Raw genomic sequence first — 20,794 nt, 5'->3', positions numbered from 1 at the left:
CGGCGTCGTTCAGCCGGTGAGGCTGTACTCAGCTGCCGAGAATGGCGCGCGCCAGCTTGGCGGTCTCGGTCGGGGTCTTGCCCACCTTGACGCCGGCGGCCTCGAGGGCCTCCTTCTTCGCGGCGGCCGTGCCGGAGGAACCGGAGACGATGGCGCCGGCGTGACCCATGGTCTTGCCCTCGGGCGCGGTGAAGCCCGCGACGTAGCCGACGACCGGCTTCTTCACGTTCTCCTTGATGAAGGCCGCGGCCCGCTCCTCGGCGTCGCCGCCGATCTCACCGATCATGACGATCAGGTCGGTGTCGGGGTCGGCCTCGAACGCGGCGAGGGCGTCGATGTGGGTCGTCCCGATGACCGGGTCGCCACCGATGCCCACGGCGGAGGAGAAACCGATGTCGCGCAGCTCGTACATCATCTGGTACGTCAGCGTGCCGGACTTCGAGACCAGGCCGATACGGCCCGGCTTCGTGATGTCGCCCGGGATGATGCCGGCGTTGGACTGACCCGGCGTGATGAGACCGGGGCAGTTCGGGCCGATGATCCGGGTCTTGTTGCCCTTGGACACGGCGTAGGCGTAGAACGCGGCCGAGTCGTGGACGGCGATGCCCTCCGTGATGACGACCGCGAGCGGGATCTCGGCGTCGATGGCCTCGACGACGGCGGCCTTGGCGAAGGCCGGCGGGACGAAGAGGACGGACACGTTGGCGCCCGTCTTCTCGATCGCCTCGGCGACCGTGCCGAAGACCGGGATGTCGTTGCCGTCGATGTCGACGGACGTGCCGGCCTTGCGGGGGTTCACGCCACCGACGATGTTCGTGCCGTCGGCCAGCATGAGCTTGGTGTGCTTCATGCCCGTGGCACCGGTCATGCCCTGGACGATGACCTTGCTGTCCTTGTTGAGGAAGATAGCCATGGCTGTTTAGTCCCTCGTCCCTTACTTCGCAGCCGCGAGCTCGGCGGCCTTGTCGGCCGCGCCGTCCATGGTGTCCACGCGCTGGACCAGCGGGTGGTTGGCGTCGGAGAGGATCTTGCGACCCAGCTCGGCGTTGTTGCCGTCCAGACGGACGACGAGGGGCTTGGTGACGTCCTCGCCCTTGTCCTTGAGCAGCTGCAGCGCCTGGACGATGCCGTTGGCGACCTCGTCGCAGGCGGTGATGCCACCGAAGACGTTGACGAAGACGGACTTGACGTCCGGGTCGCCGAGGATGATCTCCAGGCCGTTCGCCATGACGGCGGCGGAGGCGCCACCACCGATGTCGAGGAAGTTGGCCGGCTTGACGCCACCGTGCGCCTCACCGGCGTACGCGACGACGTCCAGGGTGCTCATGACGAGACCCGCGCCGTTGCCGATGATGCCGACCTCGCCGTCGAGCTTGACGTAGTTGAGGTTCTTCTCCTTGGCGGCGGCCTCGAGCGGGTTGGCCGCGGCCTTGTCCTGGAGGGCCTCGTGCTCCGGCTGACGGAACTCGGCGTTCTCGTCCAGGGAGACCTTGCCGTCCAGGGCGATGACGTCACCGGAGGCCACCTTGGCCAGCGGGTTGACCTCGACCAGGAGGGCGTCCTCCTTGATGAAGGTGTCCCACAGCTTGACCAGGACGTTCACGACCTTGTCGGCGACCTCGGCCGGGAACTTGGCGGCCGCGACGATCTCGCGGGCCTTGGCCTCGGTGACACCCTCGTTGGCGTCGATCGGCGTCTTGGCGACGGCCTCGGGGCGGCTGGCCGCCACCTCCTCGATCTCCACGCCGCCCTCGACGGAGGCGATGGAGAGGAAGGTGCGGTTGGCACGGTCCAGGAGGAAGGAGACGTAGTACTCCTCCAGGATCTCCGGGGCCGTCTCGGCGATCATCACCTTGTGGACCGTGTGGCCCTTGATGTCCATGCCGAGGATGTTGGTCGCGTGCTCGACCGCCTCGTCGGGGGTGGCGGCGAGCTTGACGCCACCGGCCTTGCCACGGCCGCCGACCTTCACCTGGGCCTTGACGACGGACTTGCCACCGAGGCGCTCGGTGGCTGCGCGGGCCGCCTCAGGCGTGTCGATGACTTCACCGGCCAGCACCGGTACATCGTGCTTGGCGAAGAGGTCCCTCGCCTGGTACTCGAACAGGTCCACGCGCTTCCGTCCCTATCAGTGATCTCGCGGTTCGTTGTCTGCGTGGGCGTGCCGCGAGGGCAACGTGACGTCCGCTGTCTGTCACAAGGGAGGCGCACACGGTGTCCGAGCGCGCGGCATGTCCGTCTCGCAGGTTATCGCTGCTTGCGGGGGGCCTCTAAATCGAGGGTCACACCTGAGCGGTGATACCTGTCACATGATGCCGCGCTCTCTGGCACGGCGTGCCGGGGGTGAGGGGCCTCACCGGGCTGGGGTTGACCCGGTGAGGCCCCACCGGACACCTCCGGAGGAGGACCGAGACCCGTTCAGGGCCCGGCTCTCCGGGATGCGGGCCGGGTGGTCCCCACCCCGATGGGGATCATCCGGCCCTTCCACGAGGTTTCGCTCCCGGACAACCGACGGCTTTCGGCCGTACGGGCGCGAGCCTCGTGAAGCACAGGGGAAAGGGCCGACGTGGGCGCCACGGGCGGCTCTGCTGCGAGCCGCCCGGGCGATCCGTCGGTACTAGCCGGGGAAGAGGGGGATGTCCCCTTGACCGCCCCTGGTGCCCGTCACGTGGGTGCGGGCCGCGGCACCGGGCACGAGCCTGAGCGGCGTCCGGCGGACCGGGGTGACGGCATGGGCGTCGCCGTGACGCGACGAGTCACTGTCGGCCATGACCCGATTCCCGAGCACGCCACCGGGACGGCCGTCTACCGGGTGACCGACCCGGGTAGGCCCGGCCGGGTGGGGGCGAGGTGAGCGGCTCGGACGGCCGGGGCGGCCCACCGGTCTGACGTGGTGGGCGGGGGTGGCGCGGGCGCGGGTGCCGTGGGCGCGGGTGGCGTGCGACCCACGGCCCTGGGCGCCGACGCCCGGCGCCGTGGTCCCCTTCGGGAGCACGGCACTTCGCACCGCAGTCCCTTCCGGCTGCGGGTCAGCGGCGACCGGAGCGGGGAGAGGGCGGCCCGGGGGTGCCCCCTGGCCGGGCAGCGAGGAGAACCCGGGCAAACGACCCGATGGCCCCGACTGGCCAGGCGGCGAGGAGAACCCGGGCACTCCGGGCAGCAGTACGTGCTCGCCGGGCGGGACAGGGAGGGCCGGCAGCGCGGCTGACCCGGCCAGTCCGGACGGGTCCGGCAGCGGTTGCAGGTCCGGCCGCGCCGGAGAGGCGGGCAACACCGGCACGGGAGAAAGCCCGGGACTGCCGGACAGCCCCGGCTTGTGCGGCAGCGGCTCCACGTTCGCCAACGCCGGAGAGGCGGGCAACACCGGCACGGGAGAAAGCCCGGGACTGCCGGACAGCCCCGACTTGTGCGAGAGCGGCTCCACGTTCGCCAACGCCGGAGAGGCGGGCAACACCGGCACGGGAGAAAGCCCGGGACTGCCGGACAGCCCCGACTTGTGCGAGAGCGGCTCCACGTTCGCCAACGCCGGAGAGGCGGGCAACACCGGCACGGGAGAAAGCCCGGGACTGCCGGACAGCCCCGACTTGTCCGGCAACCGAGGCGGGTCCGGCGACGCGACGGGAGCGGGATCGACGCGGGCCCGTCGGTGGGCGTCCGGTCGTTTCAAGGGCCCCGGGCCGCCGGTGACCTGCCCGGCGCGGAGCTCCGATGACGCCGTTGTGTCGTTCTCCGCGTACGCCCGGTCCCCCCACAGGAACCCGATGACCAGCAACCCGCCCACCAGCAGCGCCACATGGAGCGCGCGTCGCCCGGCCACTGTGCGCGGCGTGCGCGCCGCGGCTTCGGGCAGGGCTGCTGACCAGATCAAGTGAGGGCTTCCTCCCGTGCGACGGAAGCGGTACCGCGGGGCCGGCATCGCGCACGGCCGAGCAGGCGCCGATCCTCGCACGGGAGTGCGGAGGTTACGCAAGCCCTTACCCACTGACGGGCCGTCATGTCCGCTCCGCTGCCGCACGCCGGACGACTACGCATGGACAAGTCGCCATCCGCCCCTCACGCGCTGCGCTCTATGCACGGCCCCCTACGCGCAGCCCTTCACGCGAACCCATCACGCGGCCCAATCGAACCGGGCTCTTCACGCCGCGTCCGGTATCGGCAACGGCCGCTTCTCGATCGCCGCCGCCATCACCTCGGGGAACAGATCGGGCGTGCACGCGAACGCCGGTGCCCCCAGCGCCGCGAGCGCCGCCGCGTGCTCCCGGTCGTACGCGGGTGCCCCCTCGTCCGAGAGCGCCAGCAGCGTCACGAACTGCACGCCCGAGGCCTTCATCGCGGAGACCCGCTTGAGCATCTCGTTGCGGATGCCGCCTTCGTAGAGGTCGCTGATCAGCACGACCACCGTCTCCGCTGGCCGGGTGATCTGCGACTGGCAGTACGCGAGCGCCCGGTTGATGTCCGTGCCACCGCCGAGCTGCGTGCCGAACAGCACGTCCACCGGGTCGTCGAGTTGGTCCGTGAGGTCGACGACCGCCGTGTCGAAGACGACGAGTCGCGTGGAGATCGTCCGCATCGAGGCGAGCACCGCCCCGAACACCGATGCGTACACAACGGATGCCGCCATGGATCCCGACTGGTCGATACAGAGGATGACCTCCTTCTTCGTGGACTGGGTCGCCCGCCCGTAGCCGATGAGCCGTTCCGGCACGATCGTTCGGTATGCGGGCAGGTAGTGCTTGAGGTTGGCCGCGATCGTGCGGTTCCAGTCGATGTCGTGGTGGCGGGGCCGGCTGATGCGGGCGCTGCGGTCCAGCGCGCCGGTGAGGGCGGCCCGGGTGCGGGTGGCGAGCCGCTTCTCCAGGTCCTCGACGACCTTGCGCACGACGGCGCGGGCCGTCTCCTTCGTCGTCTCCGGCATCGCCTTGTTGAGTGAGAGGAGCGTGCCGACGAGGTGCACGTCGGCCTCCACCGCCTCCAGCATCTCCGGCTCCAGCAGCAGCGTGGCGAGTCCGAGCCGGTCGATGGCGTCGCGCTGCATGACCTGCACGACCGAGGACGGGAAGTAGGTGCGGATGTCCCCGAGCCAGCGCGCCACGGACGGCGCCGACGCCCCGAGCCCCGCCGAACGGTCCCGGCCGCCCTGTGACGCGGCGTCCTTCCTGCCGTAGAGCGCGGTGAGCGCCCCGTCCATCGCCGCGTCCCGCCCGGACAGCGCGCACCCGGTGCCGTCCGCCGCGCCCCCTCCGAGCACGAGCCGCCACCGCCGCAGCCGCTCCTGAGCGGGGTCCGTCGTCCAGGAGGTCATCCCCGTCCTCCCTTGCGGGGCCGTTCCCACAGCGGGATCACCGGCACGGCCGACGCCGGTCGCTCTTGCGTCCGGCGCCCGCCCGTCGTGGTGTCCCTCCCCGCCGGTGTCGTCGCCCGCTGCCTCAGGGCCTTGGTCGTCATCCCGTCACCCCCGACAGGTCGTTGCCGGTGTTCTCGTCCACTTCGTCCAGCCCGAGCAGCAGCCGCACGACCGGCAGCACGGCGTCCGCGCGCGCCGGGTCGAGCTCGGCCGCGAAGCCGGGTGTCCCCGCGCCGGTGACGGTCGCGCCGCCTCCGGCTCCCGGTCCGCGTCGGACCAGTTCACCGATGGTTCGGCGCACGCCGGGCTCGTACGCCGAGAACGTCCGCCGCAGCAGGGGCAGTACGTCCGTGAAGGCCTCGGCCGGCACGCCGGTCAGCCACGCGTCTACCAGCCCGAGCAGCCGTTCGTCGTGCACCAGGAGCATCCCGCCTCCCGAGCCGCCTCCGACGAACCCCTCGATCCACGCGGCGGCGTCGGCAGGCGGCGTGCCCGGTGACAGGACGAGGCCCATCAGCAGTGCCGCCTCGTCCTGTGCCAGCTCCCCGTCGTCGAGCAGGAGCCGCACGGCCCGCCCCCGGATGACACCGGGCACGGTGTCCCGCACGGACAGCACCCGCAGCACCGCCTGCCAGCGGCCTCTCAGACGGCCGTGTCCCTGCGCGGGCGCGTCGCCCAGGAGCCCGACGGCTCCGTGCACCGCGTCCACATGCCCTCGCATCTCCTGGGCGGCGTCCGCGTCGAGCGCGGCGCAGGCGGGGGGCAGCCCGACGAAGACCCGCTCGGCGAGTCCCGCCGCGACCTCCGCGAGGGCGCCGGTGTCCGTGCCGCGCACGTCGCCGTAGCGCAGGGAGCGGACCAGGGCCGGGAGTGCCTGGGCGAGATGGCCGACGTCCGTGTCGAGGGCCGCCCGGTCGGCGAGGACCCGCATCACCGTGGGCAGCGCGTCGGGCAGCTCCGCCAGGAGGCACCGCTCGGCGAGCCCGGTGACGTCGGCGAGGCCGGCCGCGGTGACGGCGTCCCCCTCCGCCTTGGCCGTAGCGGCGGACAGAACGGTCGTCCCCCACACCCCGGCCTCGGCGACACGCACCGCCAGCTCTGGCTCCCAGCGCAGCCGCCACGTCTCCCGGAAGGTGCCGGTGCTGCCCCGGGAGGCGGCCGGTTCACCCCACGCGACGCCGAGCAGCCGCAGCCGGTGCAGCAGCCTGCTGCGGGCGGCGTCGTTCTCCTTGCGCAGGTCGAGCTCGACCTCCCGCTCCAAAGCCTCCGGCTTCAGCCGCAGCCGGCGTTGCAAACGGATGAGATCCCGCTGCAACGGCACGGCCGGCGCCGACGGCGGCACTTCCCCCAGCACGTCCCCGACGACGAGGCGGTCCCGCACCAGTGCCAGCGGCACGTCCGAGCCGTCGCACATCACCGCCCGCACCGCGTCGGTCGTCTCGCTCAGGCCGGGCAGCGGACGGCCGCGCATCGCCGCCAGGGTCTCGGCCAGCCGCACCGCCTCGATGACATGCGCGGAGGACACGATCCGGTCCTCGGCGCGCAGCAGCCCCGCCACCTTGGTCAGCCACCGCTCGACCGGCCGGTCCGGGGCACTGAACAAGTGCCCGTACCAGCCCGGCGAGTCGATGCCGGCCCCGTACCCGCTGTCCCGGGACAGCCGGCGGTGGGTCCACGGCACCCAGGTCAGGTCCGTCTTGACCTTGGGCAGCCCCTTCAGCAGCGCCCTGTCGGCGGCGACGGTGGTTTTCTGCCGCAGGGCCGGAACGTGCCAGGCCCCGCAGACGACCGCCACGGCGTCCTCGAACTCCCGCTGGGCGGAGCGCACCTGAAGCCGCATGTACGCCTCCCGCACGAGGTCCCGGTCGTGTCCCTCGCTGCCGTAGGTCTCCCGCAGCGCGGTCATGGCCTCCTCGAGCGCGGTGAACGGCGCGACCGCGTCGCCCGCTGCCGCCACCCGGTGTTCCACGACGTCCTCCCACCACCGCTCCGGGTCGTCGTAACCGGCGGTTCGGGCGAGCACTCCGAGCGGGTCGATCCGCAGGTCGGCCGGGCCGGGGGCGATGTCCCCGTCCGCCGCCTCCTCGGCCTCCGGAGGGCGTTCGCACTCCGCCGCCGCCTCGTCATCCCGTCGGCCCCAGGCCAGCGTGTGAGTGGCGGGCAGGTCGATGAAGCGGGCCGGTACGTCGTGCTCCAGGGCCCAGCGGAGGGCGACCCACTCCGGGGAGAACTGGGCCAGCGGCCAGAACGCCGACCGGCCGGGCTCGTCCACGGCGTGGGCGAGCAGGGCGACCGGCGGACGCATCTCCGGATCGGCGGCGAGCGGGACCAGCGCGTCGGCCTCGGGCGGCCCCTCGATCAGCAGGACCCGCGGCCGGACCTCCTCCAGCACCGCCCGCACCGCCCGCGCGGACCCGGGCCCGTGATGCCGCACTCCGAGCAGCACCGGCCCCGCTCCGGCCCCCTGGCCTACGGCCCTCTCCACACCGTTCATCTCATCCCCCTCCCGTCCCGCACGCCCGATCCGAACCCGCCGGCAACCGCCGCCCCACCGCCCCGCGTCGGACCCGGGGCCCCCGCCCCGCGTCGCTCACACGCTCACCTCGCGGCACGCCCGGTAGAAGTCCTTCCAGCCGTCGCGCTCGCGGGCGACCGTCTCCAGGTACTCCTGCCAGATGACCCGGTCCGCCGCCGGGTCGCGGACCACCGCGCCGAGGATGCCCGCGGCGACATCGCCCGGCCGCAGCACGCCGTCGCCGAAGTGGGCCGCCAGGGCCAGTCCGTTGGTGACGACGGAGATCGCCTCGGCCGTGGACAGCGTGCCGCTGGGCGACTTCAGCTTCGTCCGGCCGTCGGCCGTGACCCCGTCGCGCAGCTCACGGAAGACCGTGACGACCCGTCGGATCTCTTCGAGACCCTCGGGCGCGGCCGGCAGGTCCAGGGAGCGGCCGATCTGGTCGACGCGCCGCGAGACGATGTCGACCTCGGCCTCGGGGCTCTCCGGCAGCGGCAGCACCACGGTGTTGAAGCGGCGGCGCAGGGCGCTGGACAGGTCGTTGACCCCGCGGTCGCGGTCGTTGGCCGTGGCGATCAGGTTGAAGCCGCGGACCGCCTGCACCTCCTGGCCCAGTTCCGGTATCGGCAGCGTCTTCTCCGACAGGATGGTGATCAGCGTGTCCTGTACGTCGGCCGGGATCCGGGTCAGTTCCTCCACGCGGGCCGTCATGCCCTCCGCCATGGCCCGCATGACGGGGCTGGGCACGAGGGCGTCGCGGCTCGGGCCGTGCGCGAGCAGCTGCGCGTAGTTCCAGCCGTAGCGGATGGCCTCCTCCGGGGTGCCGGCGGTGCCCTGCACCAGCAGCGTGGAGTCACCGCTGACCGCCGCGGCCAGATGCTCGGACACCCAGGTCTTCGCCGTGCCCGGCACGCCGAGCAGGAGCAGGGCGCGGTCGGTGGCGAGCGTGGTGACGGCGACCTCGACGATGCGGCGCGGTCCGACGTACTTGGGGCTGATCACCGTGCCGTCCGGCAGTGTGCCTCCGAGCAGGTAGGTCGCGACGGCCCAGGGCGACAGCTTCCAGCGGGCCGGGCGGGGACGGTCGTCCTGGGCGGCCAGCACGGCGAGTTCATGGGCGAAGGCGTCCTCGGCGTGCGGTCGCAACGCCTGGGCCGCGTTCGTCTCCCCCGCTTCGACGGACGTCGGCTCAACGGACACAGTCATGGCAAAGTCCCCCTCCAGCTCGGCCGGTTCGGATCTGGCACCAACGTTGCACCACCCCACTGACAATGCGTTCCGACCTGCGAAAACAGTCCGCCGAGGGCCTTCGCCGACCCGATTGTCAGTGGGGGGATCTACCTTCGATGGCATGACTCAGCAGGGGGTGCGCTGGACGGCGGACCAGGTGCTGGCACTGGCACCTGACGCCGCATCACGCAAAGCGGGAAGCAAACTCGGCGCGGCGGGGCCGTGGTCCGAGGCGGGCAGTTCCGACGAGGGAGCGGTGTGGGGGCTGTGCAAGGGCAGCGGAAGCAAGCCGTATCAGACGGTCGTGGACATCGCGGACGCCGCCGGGCCCGCGTACAAGTGCAGCTGTCCGAGCCGGAAGTTCCCGTGCAAGCACGCGCTCGGGCTGCTGCTGCTCTGGGCCGGCGACGAAGCGGCGGTGCCGCCGGGGCAGGCGCCGGAGTGGGCCGGGCAGTGGATGGCGGGGCGGCGCAAGCGCGCGGAGGAGAAGAAGGCCGGGGCCGGCTCCGGTGCGCCGTCCGGGTCCGCTGATCCGGAGGCGGCGCGGCGCCGGGCGGAGCGCCGGGCCGAGCGGGTCGCCGCGGGCGCGGTGGAGCTGGAGCAGCGTCTGACGGACCTGCTGCGTGGCGGCCTGGCGACGGCGGAACGGGCGGGGTACGGCCTCTGGGAGGAGACTGCGGCCCGCATGGTCGACGCCCAGGCCCAGGGTCTGGCGGGCAGGGTGCGGGAGTTGGGGGCGATCCCGGGGACGGGTCCCGGCTGGCCGGTGCGACTGTTGGAGGAGTGCGCGCTGCTGCATCTCCTCGGCCAGGGCTGGTTGCGCCGCGAGCTGCTCCCGGACGGCCTCGCCGCCACGGTCCGTTCCCGGATCGGACTCCCGGCCTCCGCGGACGGCCCGCCGCTGCGGGATCTCTGGCTGGTCCTCGCCCAGTACGACACGACGGACTCGCGCCTGACGACCCGCCGGATCTGGCTGCACGGCGCCGCTTCGCGCCGGACCGTGCTGCTCCTCTCCTATGGAGCCGCCGGACGCGCCCCGGAGCCGGCACTGCCGGTGGGGCTTGCCCTGGAGGCGGAGGTGTCCGCGTATCCGGGCCCCGGGCGGCTGCGAGTGGCCCTGGGCGAGCGGTTCACCCCGCCCGCGCCCGCGGCGCTACGTCCGCCGGGGACGACGACGTCCCAGGCGCTGGCCCGCTACGGCGACGCCCTGCGCGAGGATCCGTGGCTGGAGTCCGTCCCGGTGACGCTGGACCGGGTCGTCCCGGCCCCGGACGGCGACTCGTGGCAGCTGGCGGACGCCGACGAGGACGCGGCGTTGCCGATCACTCCCGCCGGGCGTTCCCGGCCGGGCCTGTGGCGGCTGGTCGCCCTGTCGGGCGGTGCCCCGGTCAGGGTGTTCGGCGAATGCGGCCACCAGGGCTTCACCCCGCTGACGGCCTGGCCCGAGGGGCCGGGTGAGGCGGTCGCCCTCTGCTGAGCCGACGGCACCGGCCCCGGCACGCGTACCGGTACCCGCACCGAACACCAGCACCAGCACAGTCCCCTGTCCCTGCCCCTGCACGAACACCGGCCCCGGCCCCGCCCGGCCGCTCGGCCCGGCGCACGCATCCCACAGACCCACGCATCTTTCAGGCATCGCGGGACAACCGACCAGGGTGAGCCTTCAACCACCGGGCGCCCCGCGGAAAGGAAGCTCATGACCAGGACCTCCGCTCCTGTGGACGCGCCCGGCGCGGACGCCTGGGAGGGGCTCGTCACCACCGCGCTGCTGGGCACCGACCGGCGCACCCCGCCGGGCAGCGCCCCCGGCCCGGACGCGCCCGTGGCCCTGCTGGACGCGGCGGCCGTGCAGACCGTGCGGCGACGGGCCGGTCTGCGCCCGGCGCGGGCGGCCGAGCGGCCCCAGCCGGCTCCGGTGGACGCGCGTCCCGCCCTGCCGCCGGCGGCCGCCCGCAGACTCGCGATGCTGCTGGCCGACCGGCCCGGTCCGTCCGGCGGTGGCCGACGGGGCGCCGCACCCGACCTGGTGGAGCTGCTGCCCCAATGGCTCTCGGCGGCGAACGCCCGTGGTTTCGCACCGCCTCCGCAGGTACTTCCGGCGCTGCTGGACGCGGCCCGGGGGCGTACCGACCTGCGCCCGGCGGCGCTGGAGTTCGCGGGGCCGCGGGCCCTGTGGCTGGCGCGGCTCAACCCGGACTGGCGATTCGCCCTGCGCGCGACCCCGGGCGGGGGAGCGGCCCTGCCGCAGCCCGAGGAAGACGCCAGGACCCAGCGGCTGTGGCAGGAGGGCCTGTTCGCCGAACGGGTCGCCCTGCTGTCCGCGCTGCGCTCCCGTGAACCGGCCGCCGCACGCGAGCTGCTGGCGACGACTTGGGCGACCGAACGGGCCGAGGACCGGCTGATGTTCCTCGACTCCCTGCGCGCGGGCCTGGGCCCGGACGACGAGCCGTTCCTGGAGCAGGCCCTGGCCGACCGCAGCCGCAACGTCCGGGCGACGGCGGCGGAGCTGCTGTCGTCCCTGCCCGGTTCGGCGCTCGCCGCGCGCATGGCGGTCCGGGCGGAAGCCTGCGTCGCCATCGACCACCTGCGGACCGTGCCGCCGTCGGGGACCGGCGGCGAGCACGACGGACCGGGGGGCACCGCGCGGAACACCCCGACGATCGTCGTCGAGGCGCCGCACGAGTGCGATCCGGCCATGGAGCGCGACGGTGTCGTGGCGAAGGCTCCGGCGGGGCGGGGTGAACGGTCCTGGTGGCTCGGTCAGTTGGTGGAGGCGGCGCCGCTCGGTACCTGGTCACGGCGGCTCGGCGGGCGTACGCCCCGGGAGATCGTGGCGCTGCCGGTGGCGGACGACTGGCAGGGCGAGTTGCACGCGGCGTGGTGCCGGGCGGCGGTGCGCCAGGAGGACGCCGCGTGGGCACGCGCGCTGCTCGGCGAGCCGTCGGCGCCGGAGGCGGGCGGCCCGGGGGCGGTGTCCCTGGCCGAACGCGCCAGGCTGCTCGGCACGCTGGACGCCACGGAACGGGCCGAGTGGGTGGCCGGCTTCATCGCCGCGCACGGCCTGTCCGAGGCATTCCAGTTGCTCGGGGTGTGTGCGGTGCCCTGGGCCGCGCCGCTCGGCGGGGCCGTGGTGGACGCGCTCAACATCGCTCGGGACGCGGGGAGTTATCCATGGAGTTTCAGCGGGGTCATGGGCCTGGCCGAGCGCTGCCTCGACCCGTCCGAAGCCGCCCGGCTCGACGCCCTGCTGGCCGTGCCGGACGAGCCGGAGAACGCGTCTCCGGGAGCCGGCGGCTACTGGGCGGAGGCCTTTCAGCGCCTCGTCACGACCCTGCGGCTGCGTGCGGCCATGGCCGAGGAGCTGGGAGCGGCCTGACCCCTGCCCGCCCGTCCGACGACGGCGGCCCACCAGCAGCCGACCACCGCCGAGCGCGCCGACGACCGGGATCGCCGGAACCTATCGTCGCCGTGGAGTCCGGGCTGTGTCTGGACGTCGGCGGCGGCGGTACGGCCAACGGCACGGCGGTGCAGCTCTGGAAGTGCGCCCGGTCGACCGGGCCCCCGGAACCACCCGGACGACCGGTACGAACGAAACAGCAGCAACCAACTGAGCGACCGCCGAAGGAAACCGTCCCGCCGGAAGATCTCACCCGAGCCGGGAAGGCACCGGCTCTGCCACCGGCTCCGACACAAGCACGGGCACGGGCACGAGCTCTGGCACCGGCGCCGGCACCCGCTCCCGCCCCGGCTGGACATGGCGACCCCGGCCAAGCCGCCGGAAACCTACGCTTCGGCGGGCTGACGCGCGTTCGTCCGCACCCAGTCCACGATCGACGCCGTCGTCGCGCCCGGGGTGAAGATCTCCGCGACGCCCTTCTCCTTCAGCAGGGGAATGTCCGCCTCGGGAATGATCCCGCCGCCGAAGACGAGGATGTCCTCCGCGTCCCGCTCCTTCAGCAGGTCGATCACCGCCGCGAAGAGCGTGTTGTGCGCCCCGGAGAGGATGGACAGCCCGATCGCGTCGGCATCCTCCTGAAGCGCCGTGTCGACGATCTGCTCGGGAGTCTGGTGGAGCCCGGTGTAGATGACCTCCATACCGGCGTCGCGCAGGGCCCGCGCGATCACCTTGGCCCCGCGATCGTGGCCGTCGAGCCCCGGCTTGGCCACCACCACGCGGATCGGACCGGCTGCCACACCCATCACTGCCTCCATGAAGCGACTACATCCATCCGTACCGACAAGTACCGCACACATCGGGCAAGCCGCACACGCCGCACCGCACGGACACCTCACCCCGAACCGTCCGGGCAAGTGAACGAACGTTATCTCCAGCATCCCGCAACCGGCAGTTTCGCGGTGCGCGGCGAGGGGGAAATCACATGGTGGGACAAGCGCAAGGGGAACCGCATCGAGGTTGCCGTACCGCCGCGCCGTCCACCACACACAGCGGCGGTCGGGTGCTTCGGCGAAGGCACGCAGGGCAAGCACCGCACGCACAGCACGCAGGGCAGACACGGCACACCAGCGGGGAACCTCGTCACCCCACCGATCGGGGACCTCCGTCGCACCTCAGGCGTCCCACACGCCACACGCCGCGCTCCAACCCCGCAGCTCTCGCGGTCATCGCCGGCCGTCTTCGCGGCTGCTCCCCACGAGGGCACACGGGGGGCAGAGCCGTCCTCCAGCGTGCCGACAGGAGGTCGGCCATGAAGGTCACCAGGGCTGCTCTGCCCTTTCTTCCGCTCTGCGAGCGCCTGCTGCCGAGCAGGATGGCGGGACTGCCCCTGGCCCTGCTGAAGGCCACCGCCCTGGAGCTCGCGATCCTGGCCGGGCATCTCCTCCTCTACCCGTCGGGCATCACACAGGAGCGACGCACCCCCGTTCCGGCACTGCCCACGGACGGCGCCGCCCAACTGCCCACGCGGGCCAAGCCCCCGGTCGTCCTGCTGCACGGCTTCATCGACAACCGCTCGGTCTTCGTCCTGCTGCGCCGCAGTCTCGCCCAGCACGGCAGGCAGCGGATCGAGTCCCTCAACTACTCGCCGTTGACCTGCGACATACGCGCCGCGGCCGAGTTGTTCGGCCAGCACATCGAGGAGGTCTGCGAGCGCACCGGGTCCCCGCAGGTCGATGTCGTCGGGCACAGCCTCGGCGGTCTGATAGCGCGTTACTACGTGCAGCGCCTCGGCGGCGACACGCGTGTACGGACCCTTGTCACGCTCGGCACGCCGCACGCGGGAACCCGGGTGATGCCCGTGGCGAACGCGCACCCCATCGTGCGCCAGATGCGCCCCGGCTCACCGGTGCTCGATGAGCTCGCTCTGCCCGCCTCTGACTGCCGTACGCACTTCGTCAGCTTCTGGAGCGACCTGGACCATGTGATGGACCCGGTGGAGACGGCCCGCATCGACCATCCCGACCTGAGGGCGGAGAACGTGCGCGTGACCGGCATCGGCCATCTCGCCCTGCCCGTGCACCCCGCCGTCGCCAACGGCATACGGGAGGTCCTCGACACGGCCCGCCCGGGTGAACCGGCCGCCGAACACACCGGCGGCCTGACGGTCGCCTGAGACTCGTCATACAGCGGCCACACCGCGGCGAAGCACCGATCAACATCGAACAAACTTCGAACACAGGACCAAACCCGTGCCCGCGGTCCGCCAAAACACGGTCGAATGCCCGTTTCCTACGCGCGTGAAACCTGTCGAAGATTGTCGTGCCCGCGTACCGCCGGGTACAGTCGCCGCACTGCTCTGGCAGCCCCTGTTGTCGAGGCGAAAGAGAAGTTGGTGAACGACCGTCACCCGTCGGGGACCATGACCCCGGCTCCGGCTTCCGACGCCGCCTCGGCGCACTACGCGTCGTACGGCACCGAGGAAGCCCAGTACGGCGACTCCACCACGTACGGCGACCGCGCCGCCACCGGATTCGACACCTCCGGTACCCACGGCGCCGGTTTCGATGCCTCCGGACACGCCACCACGAGCTTCGCCACGGACCCCCTCTTCGGCGACATGCCCGGCAGCGGCCATGACACGGGCACCTACGACACCGGTCAATGGCCCACCGGCACGCACGAGAACGTGCACTACGACACGTACGCGGCCCAGCACCACGCCGCCTACGACACCGGCGTCTACGACACGACGTCCTGGACGGGCGAGCAGCTGCCGATGTCGGCCATCCCGTCACCGGCCCCGTCCCCCGACGCCACCGGGCAGTGGGAAGCCGGCGCCTGGCTCCAGCCCGACCAGTCCGGCAACCGCGCCGACCACACCCAGCAGTGGGACTGGGGCACGCAGACCTTCGACACGGGTGTCTACGACGCCACGCAGTGGAACTCCGACGGCGCCGCCGCACCTTCCCCCGAGGCGTACGAGCACTCCGCTGAAACCTTCGACCAGCACGAGACCGCGACGTTCGAGCAGGTCGCCTACGACGACTCCGAGGGGGACGGCTACCGCGACTCCGAGGGGGACGGCTACCACGACCCCGACGGGGACGGCGACGAACCGGCCGCCACCGGCGAACTGCCCGTCGTCGACCCGCTCCTGGACGGCCAGGAGGACGGCGACCCCGCTCGGTCCCCGCGGGCGGCCTCGCGCGCCGGGTCGCGCTCCCGCCGCCGTACGCCCCCCAAGCGCTCGGCGCTGATGACCATCGCGGTGCCCTCGGCGTGTGTGATGGGTGTCGCCGGGATCGCCGCCGCCTCCGTCGGCGGCTTCGCCGACGACAGTGCCGCCGAGGCGCGGACGACCGCGGCGGACGCGCCGCCCGTCAAGCCGGCCGCCGCCAACAACAAGCTGGACACCCAGTTGCAGAGCCTCGCCGCCGGCGCCGACGACTTCGCCGACCGGGCCAGTCGTACGCAGGAGCGCATCGACCTCAAGGCCCAGCAGGCGGCCGAGAAGAAGCGCGCGGCTGAGGAGGCGGCCCGCAAGGAGCGGCTGCGCCCCAAGTTCGCCCTGCCGGTCGCGCGGCACGGACTCAGCGCCTACTACGGCCAGTCCGGCATCAACTGGATGTCGCTGCACACCGGCATCGACTTCCCCGTCTCGTACGGCACGACCGTGATGGCCGCGACGGACGGCACCGTGCGCACCCAGTGGAACAGCGCGTACGGCAACATGATGATCGTGACCGCCAAGGACGGCACGGAGACGTGGTACTGCCACCTCTCCACCTACACGGTCCCCTCGGGTACGACCGTGAAGGCGGGCGATCCGATCGCGCGCTCCGGCAACTCCGGCAACTCCACCGGCCCGCACCTGCACTTCGAGGTGCGCCCGGCCGGCGGTTCGGCCATCGACCCGCTCCCGTGGCTGCGCAGCCACGGCATCGACCCGGCGTAACGCGGCAGCCCCCGCCCGTCGGGCGAGCAGGGGTCCCACCGGCTCATCCCACCGGGCTACAGCTTCTCCACCGGCGCGTACCGCAGCAGCAGCCGCTTCGGCTTGGTGTCCCCGAAGTCGATCGTCGCCTCGGCGTTGCCTCCCGTGCCCTTGACCGCGACGACGGTCCCGAGCCCGAACTGGTCGTGTGTGACCCGGTCCCCGACCGCGAGCGACACCACCGGCTTCTCCGAGGTGCGTCGCGTGGCGAAACCGGAGGCGCCCGAGGCCGACGAGCGGGAGCGGGACGAGGACAGCGAGGCCGCCACCGCCGAGACCGGCCCGGAGGCCGCCGGTCCGGTCGCACCCGTCCGCTTCCACTCCACGTACGGGGCGGGGATCTCCTCCAGGAACCGGGAGGGCGGGTTGTACGAGGGCTGGCCCCAGGCGCTGCGCAGGGTGGATCGTGTCAGATACAGCCGCTCGCGCGCACGGGTGATGCCGACGTAGGCGAGGCGCCGCTCCTCCTCCAGCTCCTTGGCCTGGCCGAGGGCGCGCATGTGCGGGAAGACGCCGTCCTCCATGCCGGTCAGGAAGACGACCGGGAACTCCAGGCCCTTGGCGGTGTGCAGGGTCATCAGGGTGATGACGCCGTCGCCGTCCTCCTCGTCGGGGATCTGGTCGGAGTCGGCGACCAGCGCGACCTGTTCGAGGAAGTCGGACAGGGTGCTCCGCTCCTCCTCGCCGCGCTCCTGCTCGAACTCCATGGCGACGGCGGCGAGTTCCTGGAGGTTCTCGATCCGGGTCTCGTCCTGCGGGTCGGTGGAGGCCTGGAGCTCGGCGAGGTATCCGGTGCGCTCCAGGACGGCCTCCAGCACCGTGGCCGGTCCGGCGCCCGACTCGACGATGGTGCGGAGGTCCTCCATCAGCGTGTTGAACCGCTTGACGGCGTTGGTGGAGCGCGCGGCCATGCCGTACGCCTCGTCGACGCGCTTGAGCGCCTGCGGGAAGCTGATCTTTTCCCGCTGGGACAGGGCGTCGATCATCGCCTCGGCGCGGTCGCCGATGCCCCGCTTGGGGACGTTGAGGATCCGGCGCAGCGGCACCGAGTCCTCGGGATTGGCCAGAACGCGCAGGTAGGCCAGGACGTCCCGGACCTCCTTGCGCTCGTAGAAGCGGACACCGCCGACGACCTTGTAGGGCAGCCCGACGCGGATGAAGACCTCTTCGAAGACACGGGACTGGGCGTTGGTGCGGTAGAAGACGGCGACATCGCCGGCCTTGGCCTCACCGGCGTCCGTGAGGCGGTCTATCTCGTCGGCGACGAACTGGGCCTCGTCGTGCTCGGTGTCGGCGACGTAACCGGTGATCGTGGCGCCCGCACCCGCGTTGGTCCACAGGTTCTTGGGGCGGCGGGACTCGTTGCGCTCGATGACCGCGTTGGCGGCGCTGAGGATCGTCTGCGTGGAGCGGTAGTTCTGCTCCAGCAGGATCGTCGTCGCGTCCGGGTAGTCCTCCTCGAACTGGAGGATGTTGCGGATCGTGGCGCCGCGGAAGGCGTAGATCGACTGGTCGGCGTCACCCACCACGCACAGCTCGGCCGGCGGCACGTCGTCCGGGCCGGGGGGCACGTCGACGGGGTGCTCCGAGGTGCCGACCAGCTCGCGGACCAGGGTGTACTGGGCGTGGTTGGTGTCCTGGTACTCGTCCACCAGCACGTGGCGGAAGCGGCGGCGGTAGTGCTCGGCGACGTCCGGGAAGGCGCGCAGCAGATTGACCGTCGTCATGATCAGGTCGTCGAAGTCGAGGGCGTTCGCCTCGCGCAGCCGTGACTGGTACATGGCGTAGGCCTGGGCGAGGGTCTTCTCGAAGCCGTCGGTGGCCTGGGCGGCGAAGTCCTCCTCGTCGATCAGCTCGTTCTTCAGGTTGCTGATCTTGGCGCTGAAGGACTTCGGCGGGAAGCGCTTGGGGTCCAGGTCCAGGTCGCGGCAGACCAGGGCCATCAGACGCTTGGAGTCGGCGGCGTCGTAGATCGAGAAGGACGACGTGAAGCCGAGCTTCTTGCTCTCCCGCCTCAGGATGCGCACGCACGCGCTGTGGAACGTCATGACCCACATGGCGTTGGCGCGCGGGCCGACGAGCTGCTCGACGCGCTCCTTCATCTCGCCGGCGGCCTTGTTGGTGAAGGTGATCGCGAGGATCTGGCCCGGGTGCACGGCCCGCTCGGCGAGCAGGTGGGCGATGCGGTGCGTGAGCACGCGGGTCTTGCCGGAGCCGGCACCGGCCACGATGAGCAGCGGGGAGCCGGAGTGGACGACGGCGGCGCGCTGGTTGTCGTTCAGCCCCTCCAGGAGGGTGGCGGTGTCCACCACCGGGCGGGGGGCGCCGTCCCGGTAGTACGGGTCCCGGTCCGGGGGCACGTCGAACTTCCCGCCGAACAGATCGTCCGGGATCGACTCCGGTACGTGATCGTCCTCGGGCGGCGGCGGGGGCTCGTCCGCGGGGCCCCGCTGGGCCTGGAGGTTCGCCAGGAAGTGGTCGTCAAAGAGGCTGCTCATCGCTCTCCGAGTCTAGGGCGCCCCACTGACAGCCCGCCGCCGCCCTGGAAACATCGCCGCACGCCCGGGCTCCCGGCGGCGCGTTATCGCCCTGCATGACGACCTGATCACGCACTGCTACACCCTCTCCAATTGCGGATGATTCGTGACCAAACCCCCTCGATCAGTCACCGTACGCAACGCCCATGAGGAAGGTCACGAAAATGTATCGGGCATATCACCCATCAACCTTCACAGGGGCCACACGAGTTGGCTACGGTGCGACCAGGCCGCATGACCCCCACCGGCGAACGTCGCCGGGCCGCGCGGCCACCGCCGAGTCCGGTGTGCCGCAGCGGCAGCCGGAGCCGGGGACCCAACCGTGAACCTGGGGTGAATCGGCCCGACTCCCTTGCGGAGAAGGCCGTAGGGCAACCCTTCCGAACCATCCGCCCGAACCCGACAGCTAACCCGGTAGGCGGAACGTGGAAGGAGTCGCCTCCCTTGGCGTCGCACCGCAAGTCGCGTCCTACGGGTACGCGCGTGGCAGGCATACGGACCCCCGCCCTCGCAACGGCGGCCCTCACCTCCGTGGCCCTGCTGTCCCAGTCGGCCAACGCCACCCCCGAGGCCGACGGCAAGCCCAGCCTGGAGGAAGTCGAGAAGAAGGTCGACGACCTGTACCGCCAGGCCGGGTCGGCGACCGACAAGTACAACGCGGCCAAGGAGAAGACCGCGAAACAGCGCAAGCGCGCCGACACCCTCCTGGACGACGTGGCCCAGCGCACACAGAAGCTCAACGAGGCGCGCGAGCAGCTCGGTTCCTACGCCTCCGCCCAGTACCGCGCCGGTGTCGCCGCCCCGGACACGGCGACGTTCCTGCTCGCGGACACCCCGCAGGACTACGTCGACCAGGCCCAGCTGATGGACCGGCTGACGGGCCGTCAGAAGGACGCGGTCGACGACTACATCACGCAGCAGTCCGAGACGATGAAGAAGCGTCAGGAGGCCACCGAGAGCCTGGAGGCGCTCACCGAGTCGCAGGGCGATCTGAAGACGGCCAAGGCCACCGTCCAGCGCAAGCTCGCGGACGCGCGCGAGCTGATGTCGAGGCTGACCGCCGAGGAGAAGGCGCGGCTCGCGGCGATCGAGAGGGAGCGGCGGGAGGAGGCCGCCCGCAAGGCCGACGAGCTGGCCCGGCAACAGGCCGCGCAGCAGAAGGCACAGGAAGAGGCCGCCCGGCAGCAGGACAGCGGCTCGTCGTCGATGTCGCCGGGCACCGGCTCGTCCACCTCGACGGCCCCGGCCGACTCCTCGTACGCCACCAAGGCGGACAAGGCGCTCGCCTTCGCGCGCGCCCAGATCGGCAAGCCGTACGTGTGGGGCGCCGTCGGCCCCGGTTCCTACGACTGCTCCGGCCTCACCCAGGCCGCCTGGAAGGCCGCGGGCGTCGACCTGCCGCGCACCACCTACGGCCAGGTCGACGCCGGCACCACGGTCCCGCTCTCCCAGGCCCGGCCCGGCGACCTGGTCTTCTTCTACGACGATGTCACCCACGTCGGGATCTACATCGGCAACGGCATGATGATCCACGCCCCGAAGCCCGGCACGTACGTGCGCGAGGAGTCGGTCTACTACGACGGCGAGTCGGCCGTCCACAGCGTGGTGCGGCCGGCCTAGGAGATCTCGTCGCGATTTCGAGGGGCACGCGCGCGTGCCCCTCTCGTCGCGCGTCCGGCGCTCTCTAGTGCCGCGGCAGGCAACGTTTGCCCGTCAAGGAGCGGCGTCCGGTGCGTGCTCTCGGCGTGCCGGGTGCAAGCCCTCGTACTGGGTGTAC

Annotated in this window: 13 protein-coding genes and 1 riboswitch; of the genes, 5 read left to right on the top strand and 8 right to left on the bottom strand. The window is 72.1% G+C overall.

Annotated features, from left to right (window positions below; translation table 11 throughout):
• Positions 1 to 28 precede the first annotated feature (28 nt).
• The 6 genes from sucD to ABTX62_RS35230 form a co-directional block, all read right to left on the bottom strand.
• The gene (sucD, locus tag ABTX62_RS35255) at positions 29 to 913 is read right to left on the bottom strand and encodes a succinate--CoA ligase subunit alpha (RefSeq protein ID WP_031132986.1); all 885 of its coding nucleotides are present in this window, start codon (positions 911 to 913) and stop codon (positions 29 to 31) included.
• Between the two features lie 21 nt (positions 914 to 934).
• Positions 935 to 2,113, bottom strand: a complete 1,179-nt coding sequence (gene sucC, locus ABTX62_RS35250; RefSeq protein WP_352120004.1) for an ADP-forming succinate--CoA ligase subunit beta — start codon at positions 2,111 to 2,113, stop codon at positions 935 to 937.
• Between the two features lie 504 nt (positions 2,114 to 2,617).
• A complete protein-coding gene (locus ABTX62_RS35245) occupies positions 2,618 to 2,770 on the bottom strand; it encodes a hypothetical protein (RefSeq protein ID WP_352120003.1) in 153 nt (50 codons plus the stop codon).
• Positions 2,771 to 4,135: 1,365 nt separating this feature from the next.
• Positions 4,136 to 5,302, bottom strand: coding sequence for a VWA domain-containing protein (locus ABTX62_RS35240; protein ID WP_352120002.1), 1,167 nt, complete (start codon positions 5,300 to 5,302; stop codon positions 4,136 to 4,138).
• Between the two features lie 139 nt (positions 5,303 to 5,441).
• Positions 5,442 to 7,838, bottom strand: coding sequence for a DUF5682 family protein (locus ABTX62_RS35235; protein WP_352120001.1), 2,397 nt, complete (start codon positions 7,836 to 7,838; stop codon positions 5,442 to 5,444).
• 96 nt (positions 7,839 to 7,934) lie between these two features.
• Positions 7,935 to 9,065, bottom strand: a complete 1,131-nt coding sequence (locus ABTX62_RS35230; protein ID WP_352120000.1) for an ATP-binding protein — start codon at positions 9,063 to 9,065, stop codon at positions 7,935 to 7,937.
• 145 nt (positions 9,066 to 9,210) lie between these two features.
• On the opposite strand from ABTX62_RS35230, the gene ABTX62_RS35225 reads away from it, so the two are divergent.
• Positions 9,211 to 10,566 carry an SWIM zinc finger family protein gene (locus tag ABTX62_RS35225; RefSeq protein WP_352119999.1) on the top strand — a complete coding sequence of 452 codons (1,356 nt, stop codon included), beginning with the start codon at positions 9,211 to 9,213 and terminating at the stop codon, positions 10,564 to 10,566.
• Positions 10,567 to 10,785: 219 nt separating this feature from the next.
• A complete protein-coding gene (locus ABTX62_RS35220) occupies positions 10,786 to 12,465 on the top strand; it encodes a DUF5691 domain-containing protein (protein ID WP_352119998.1) in 1,680 nt (559 codons plus the stop codon).
• Positions 12,466 to 12,872: 407 nt separating this feature from the next.
• Here ABTX62_RS35220 and icmB read toward each other — a convergent pair whose 3' ends face one another.
• Complete coding sequence (icmB, locus tag ABTX62_RS35215; RefSeq protein ID WP_062928665.1) at positions 12,873 to 13,289, bottom strand: coenzyme B12-dependent isobutyryl CoA mutase small subunit; 417 nt, start codon at positions 13,287 to 13,289, stop codon at positions 12,873 to 12,875.
• Between the two features lie 506 nt (positions 13,290 to 13,795).
• Between icmB and ABTX62_RS35210 the strand changes: the two genes are divergently transcribed.
• Positions 13,796 to 14,659 carry an esterase/lipase family protein gene (locus tag ABTX62_RS35210; RefSeq protein WP_352119997.1) on the top strand — a complete coding sequence of 288 codons (864 nt, stop codon included), beginning with the start codon at positions 13,796 to 13,798 and terminating at the stop codon, positions 14,657 to 14,659.
• A 219-nt stretch (positions 14,660 to 14,878) separates the two neighbouring features.
• Positions 14,879 to 16,441: a M23 family metallopeptidase gene (locus tag ABTX62_RS35205; RefSeq protein ID WP_352119996.1), complete on the top strand. Its 1,563-nt coding sequence runs from the start codon at positions 14,879 to 14,881 to the stop codon at positions 16,439 to 16,441.
• Positions 16,442 to 16,497: 56 nt separating this feature from the next.
• On the opposite strand, the gene pcrA is transcribed toward ABTX62_RS35205, so the two are convergent.
• On the bottom strand, positions 16,498 to 18,978 hold the full coding sequence (pcrA, locus tag ABTX62_RS35200; protein WP_352119995.1) for a DNA helicase PcrA: 2,481 nt from the start codon (positions 18,976 to 18,978) through the stop codon (positions 16,498 to 16,500).
• A gap of 303 nt (positions 18,979 to 19,281) precedes the next feature.
• Positions 19,282 to 19,453, top strand: a riboswitch (cyclic di-AMP (ydaO/yuaA leader).
• A gap of 8 nt (positions 19,454 to 19,461) precedes the next feature.
• Here pcrA and ABTX62_RS35195 point away from each other — a divergent pair.
• Positions 19,462 to 20,637 carry a C40 family peptidase gene (locus tag ABTX62_RS35195; protein WP_352119994.1) on the top strand — a complete coding sequence of 392 codons (1,176 nt, stop codon included), beginning with the start codon at positions 19,462 to 19,464 and terminating at the stop codon, positions 20,635 to 20,637.
• Positions 20,638 to 20,794: the final 157 nt, after the last annotated feature.

The organism is Streptomyces sp. NPDC096046 (assembly GCF_040303285.1).
GTDB lineage: Bacteria > Actinomycetota > Actinomycetes > Streptomycetales > Streptomycetaceae > Streptomyces.
Note: the sequence above shows the minus strand (reverse complement) of the source record. Positions and strands in the feature narration are given on the sequence as shown.

Bases quoted from the DNA above. Each gene is read 5' to 3' on its own strand.
- ABTX62_RS35210 (WP_352119997.1), top strand. From the start codon at position 13,796: ATGAAGGTCACCAGGGCTGCTCTGCCCTTTCTTCCGCTCTGCGAGCGC.
- ABTX62_RS35220 (WP_352119998.1), top strand. From the start codon at position 10,786: ATGACCAGGACCTCCGCTCCTGTGGACGCGCCCGGCGCGGACGCCTGG.
- ABTX62_RS35225 (WP_352119999.1), top strand. From the start codon at position 9,211: ATGACTCAGCAGGGGGTGCGCTGGACGGCGGACCAGGTGCTGGCACTG.
- sucD (WP_031132986.1), bottom strand. From the start codon at position 913: ATGGCTATCTTCCTCAACAAGGACAGCAAGGTCATCGTCCAGGGCATG.
- pcrA (WP_352119995.1), bottom strand. From the start codon at position 18,978: ATGAGCAGCCTCTTTGACGACCACTTCCTGGCGAACCTCCAGGCCCAG.
- ABTX62_RS35230 (WP_352120000.1), bottom strand. From the start codon at position 9,065: ATGACTGTGTCCGTTGAGCCGACGTCCGTCGAAGCGGGGGAGACGAAC.
- ABTX62_RS35235 (WP_352120001.1), bottom strand. From the start codon at position 7,838: ATGAACGGTGTGGAGAGGGCCGTAGGCCAGGGGGCCGGAGCGGGGCCG.
- icmB (WP_062928665.1), bottom strand. From the start codon at position 13,289: ATGGGTGTGGCAGCCGGTCCGATCCGCGTGGTGGTGGCCAAGCCGGGG.
- ABTX62_RS35245 (WP_352120003.1), bottom strand. From the start codon at position 2,770: ATGGCCGACAGTGACTCGTCGCGTCACGGCGACGCCCATGCCGTCACC.
- ABTX62_RS35240 (WP_352120002.1), bottom strand. From the start codon at position 5,302: ATGACCTCCTGGACGACGGACCCCGCTCAGGAGCGGCTGCGGCGGTGG.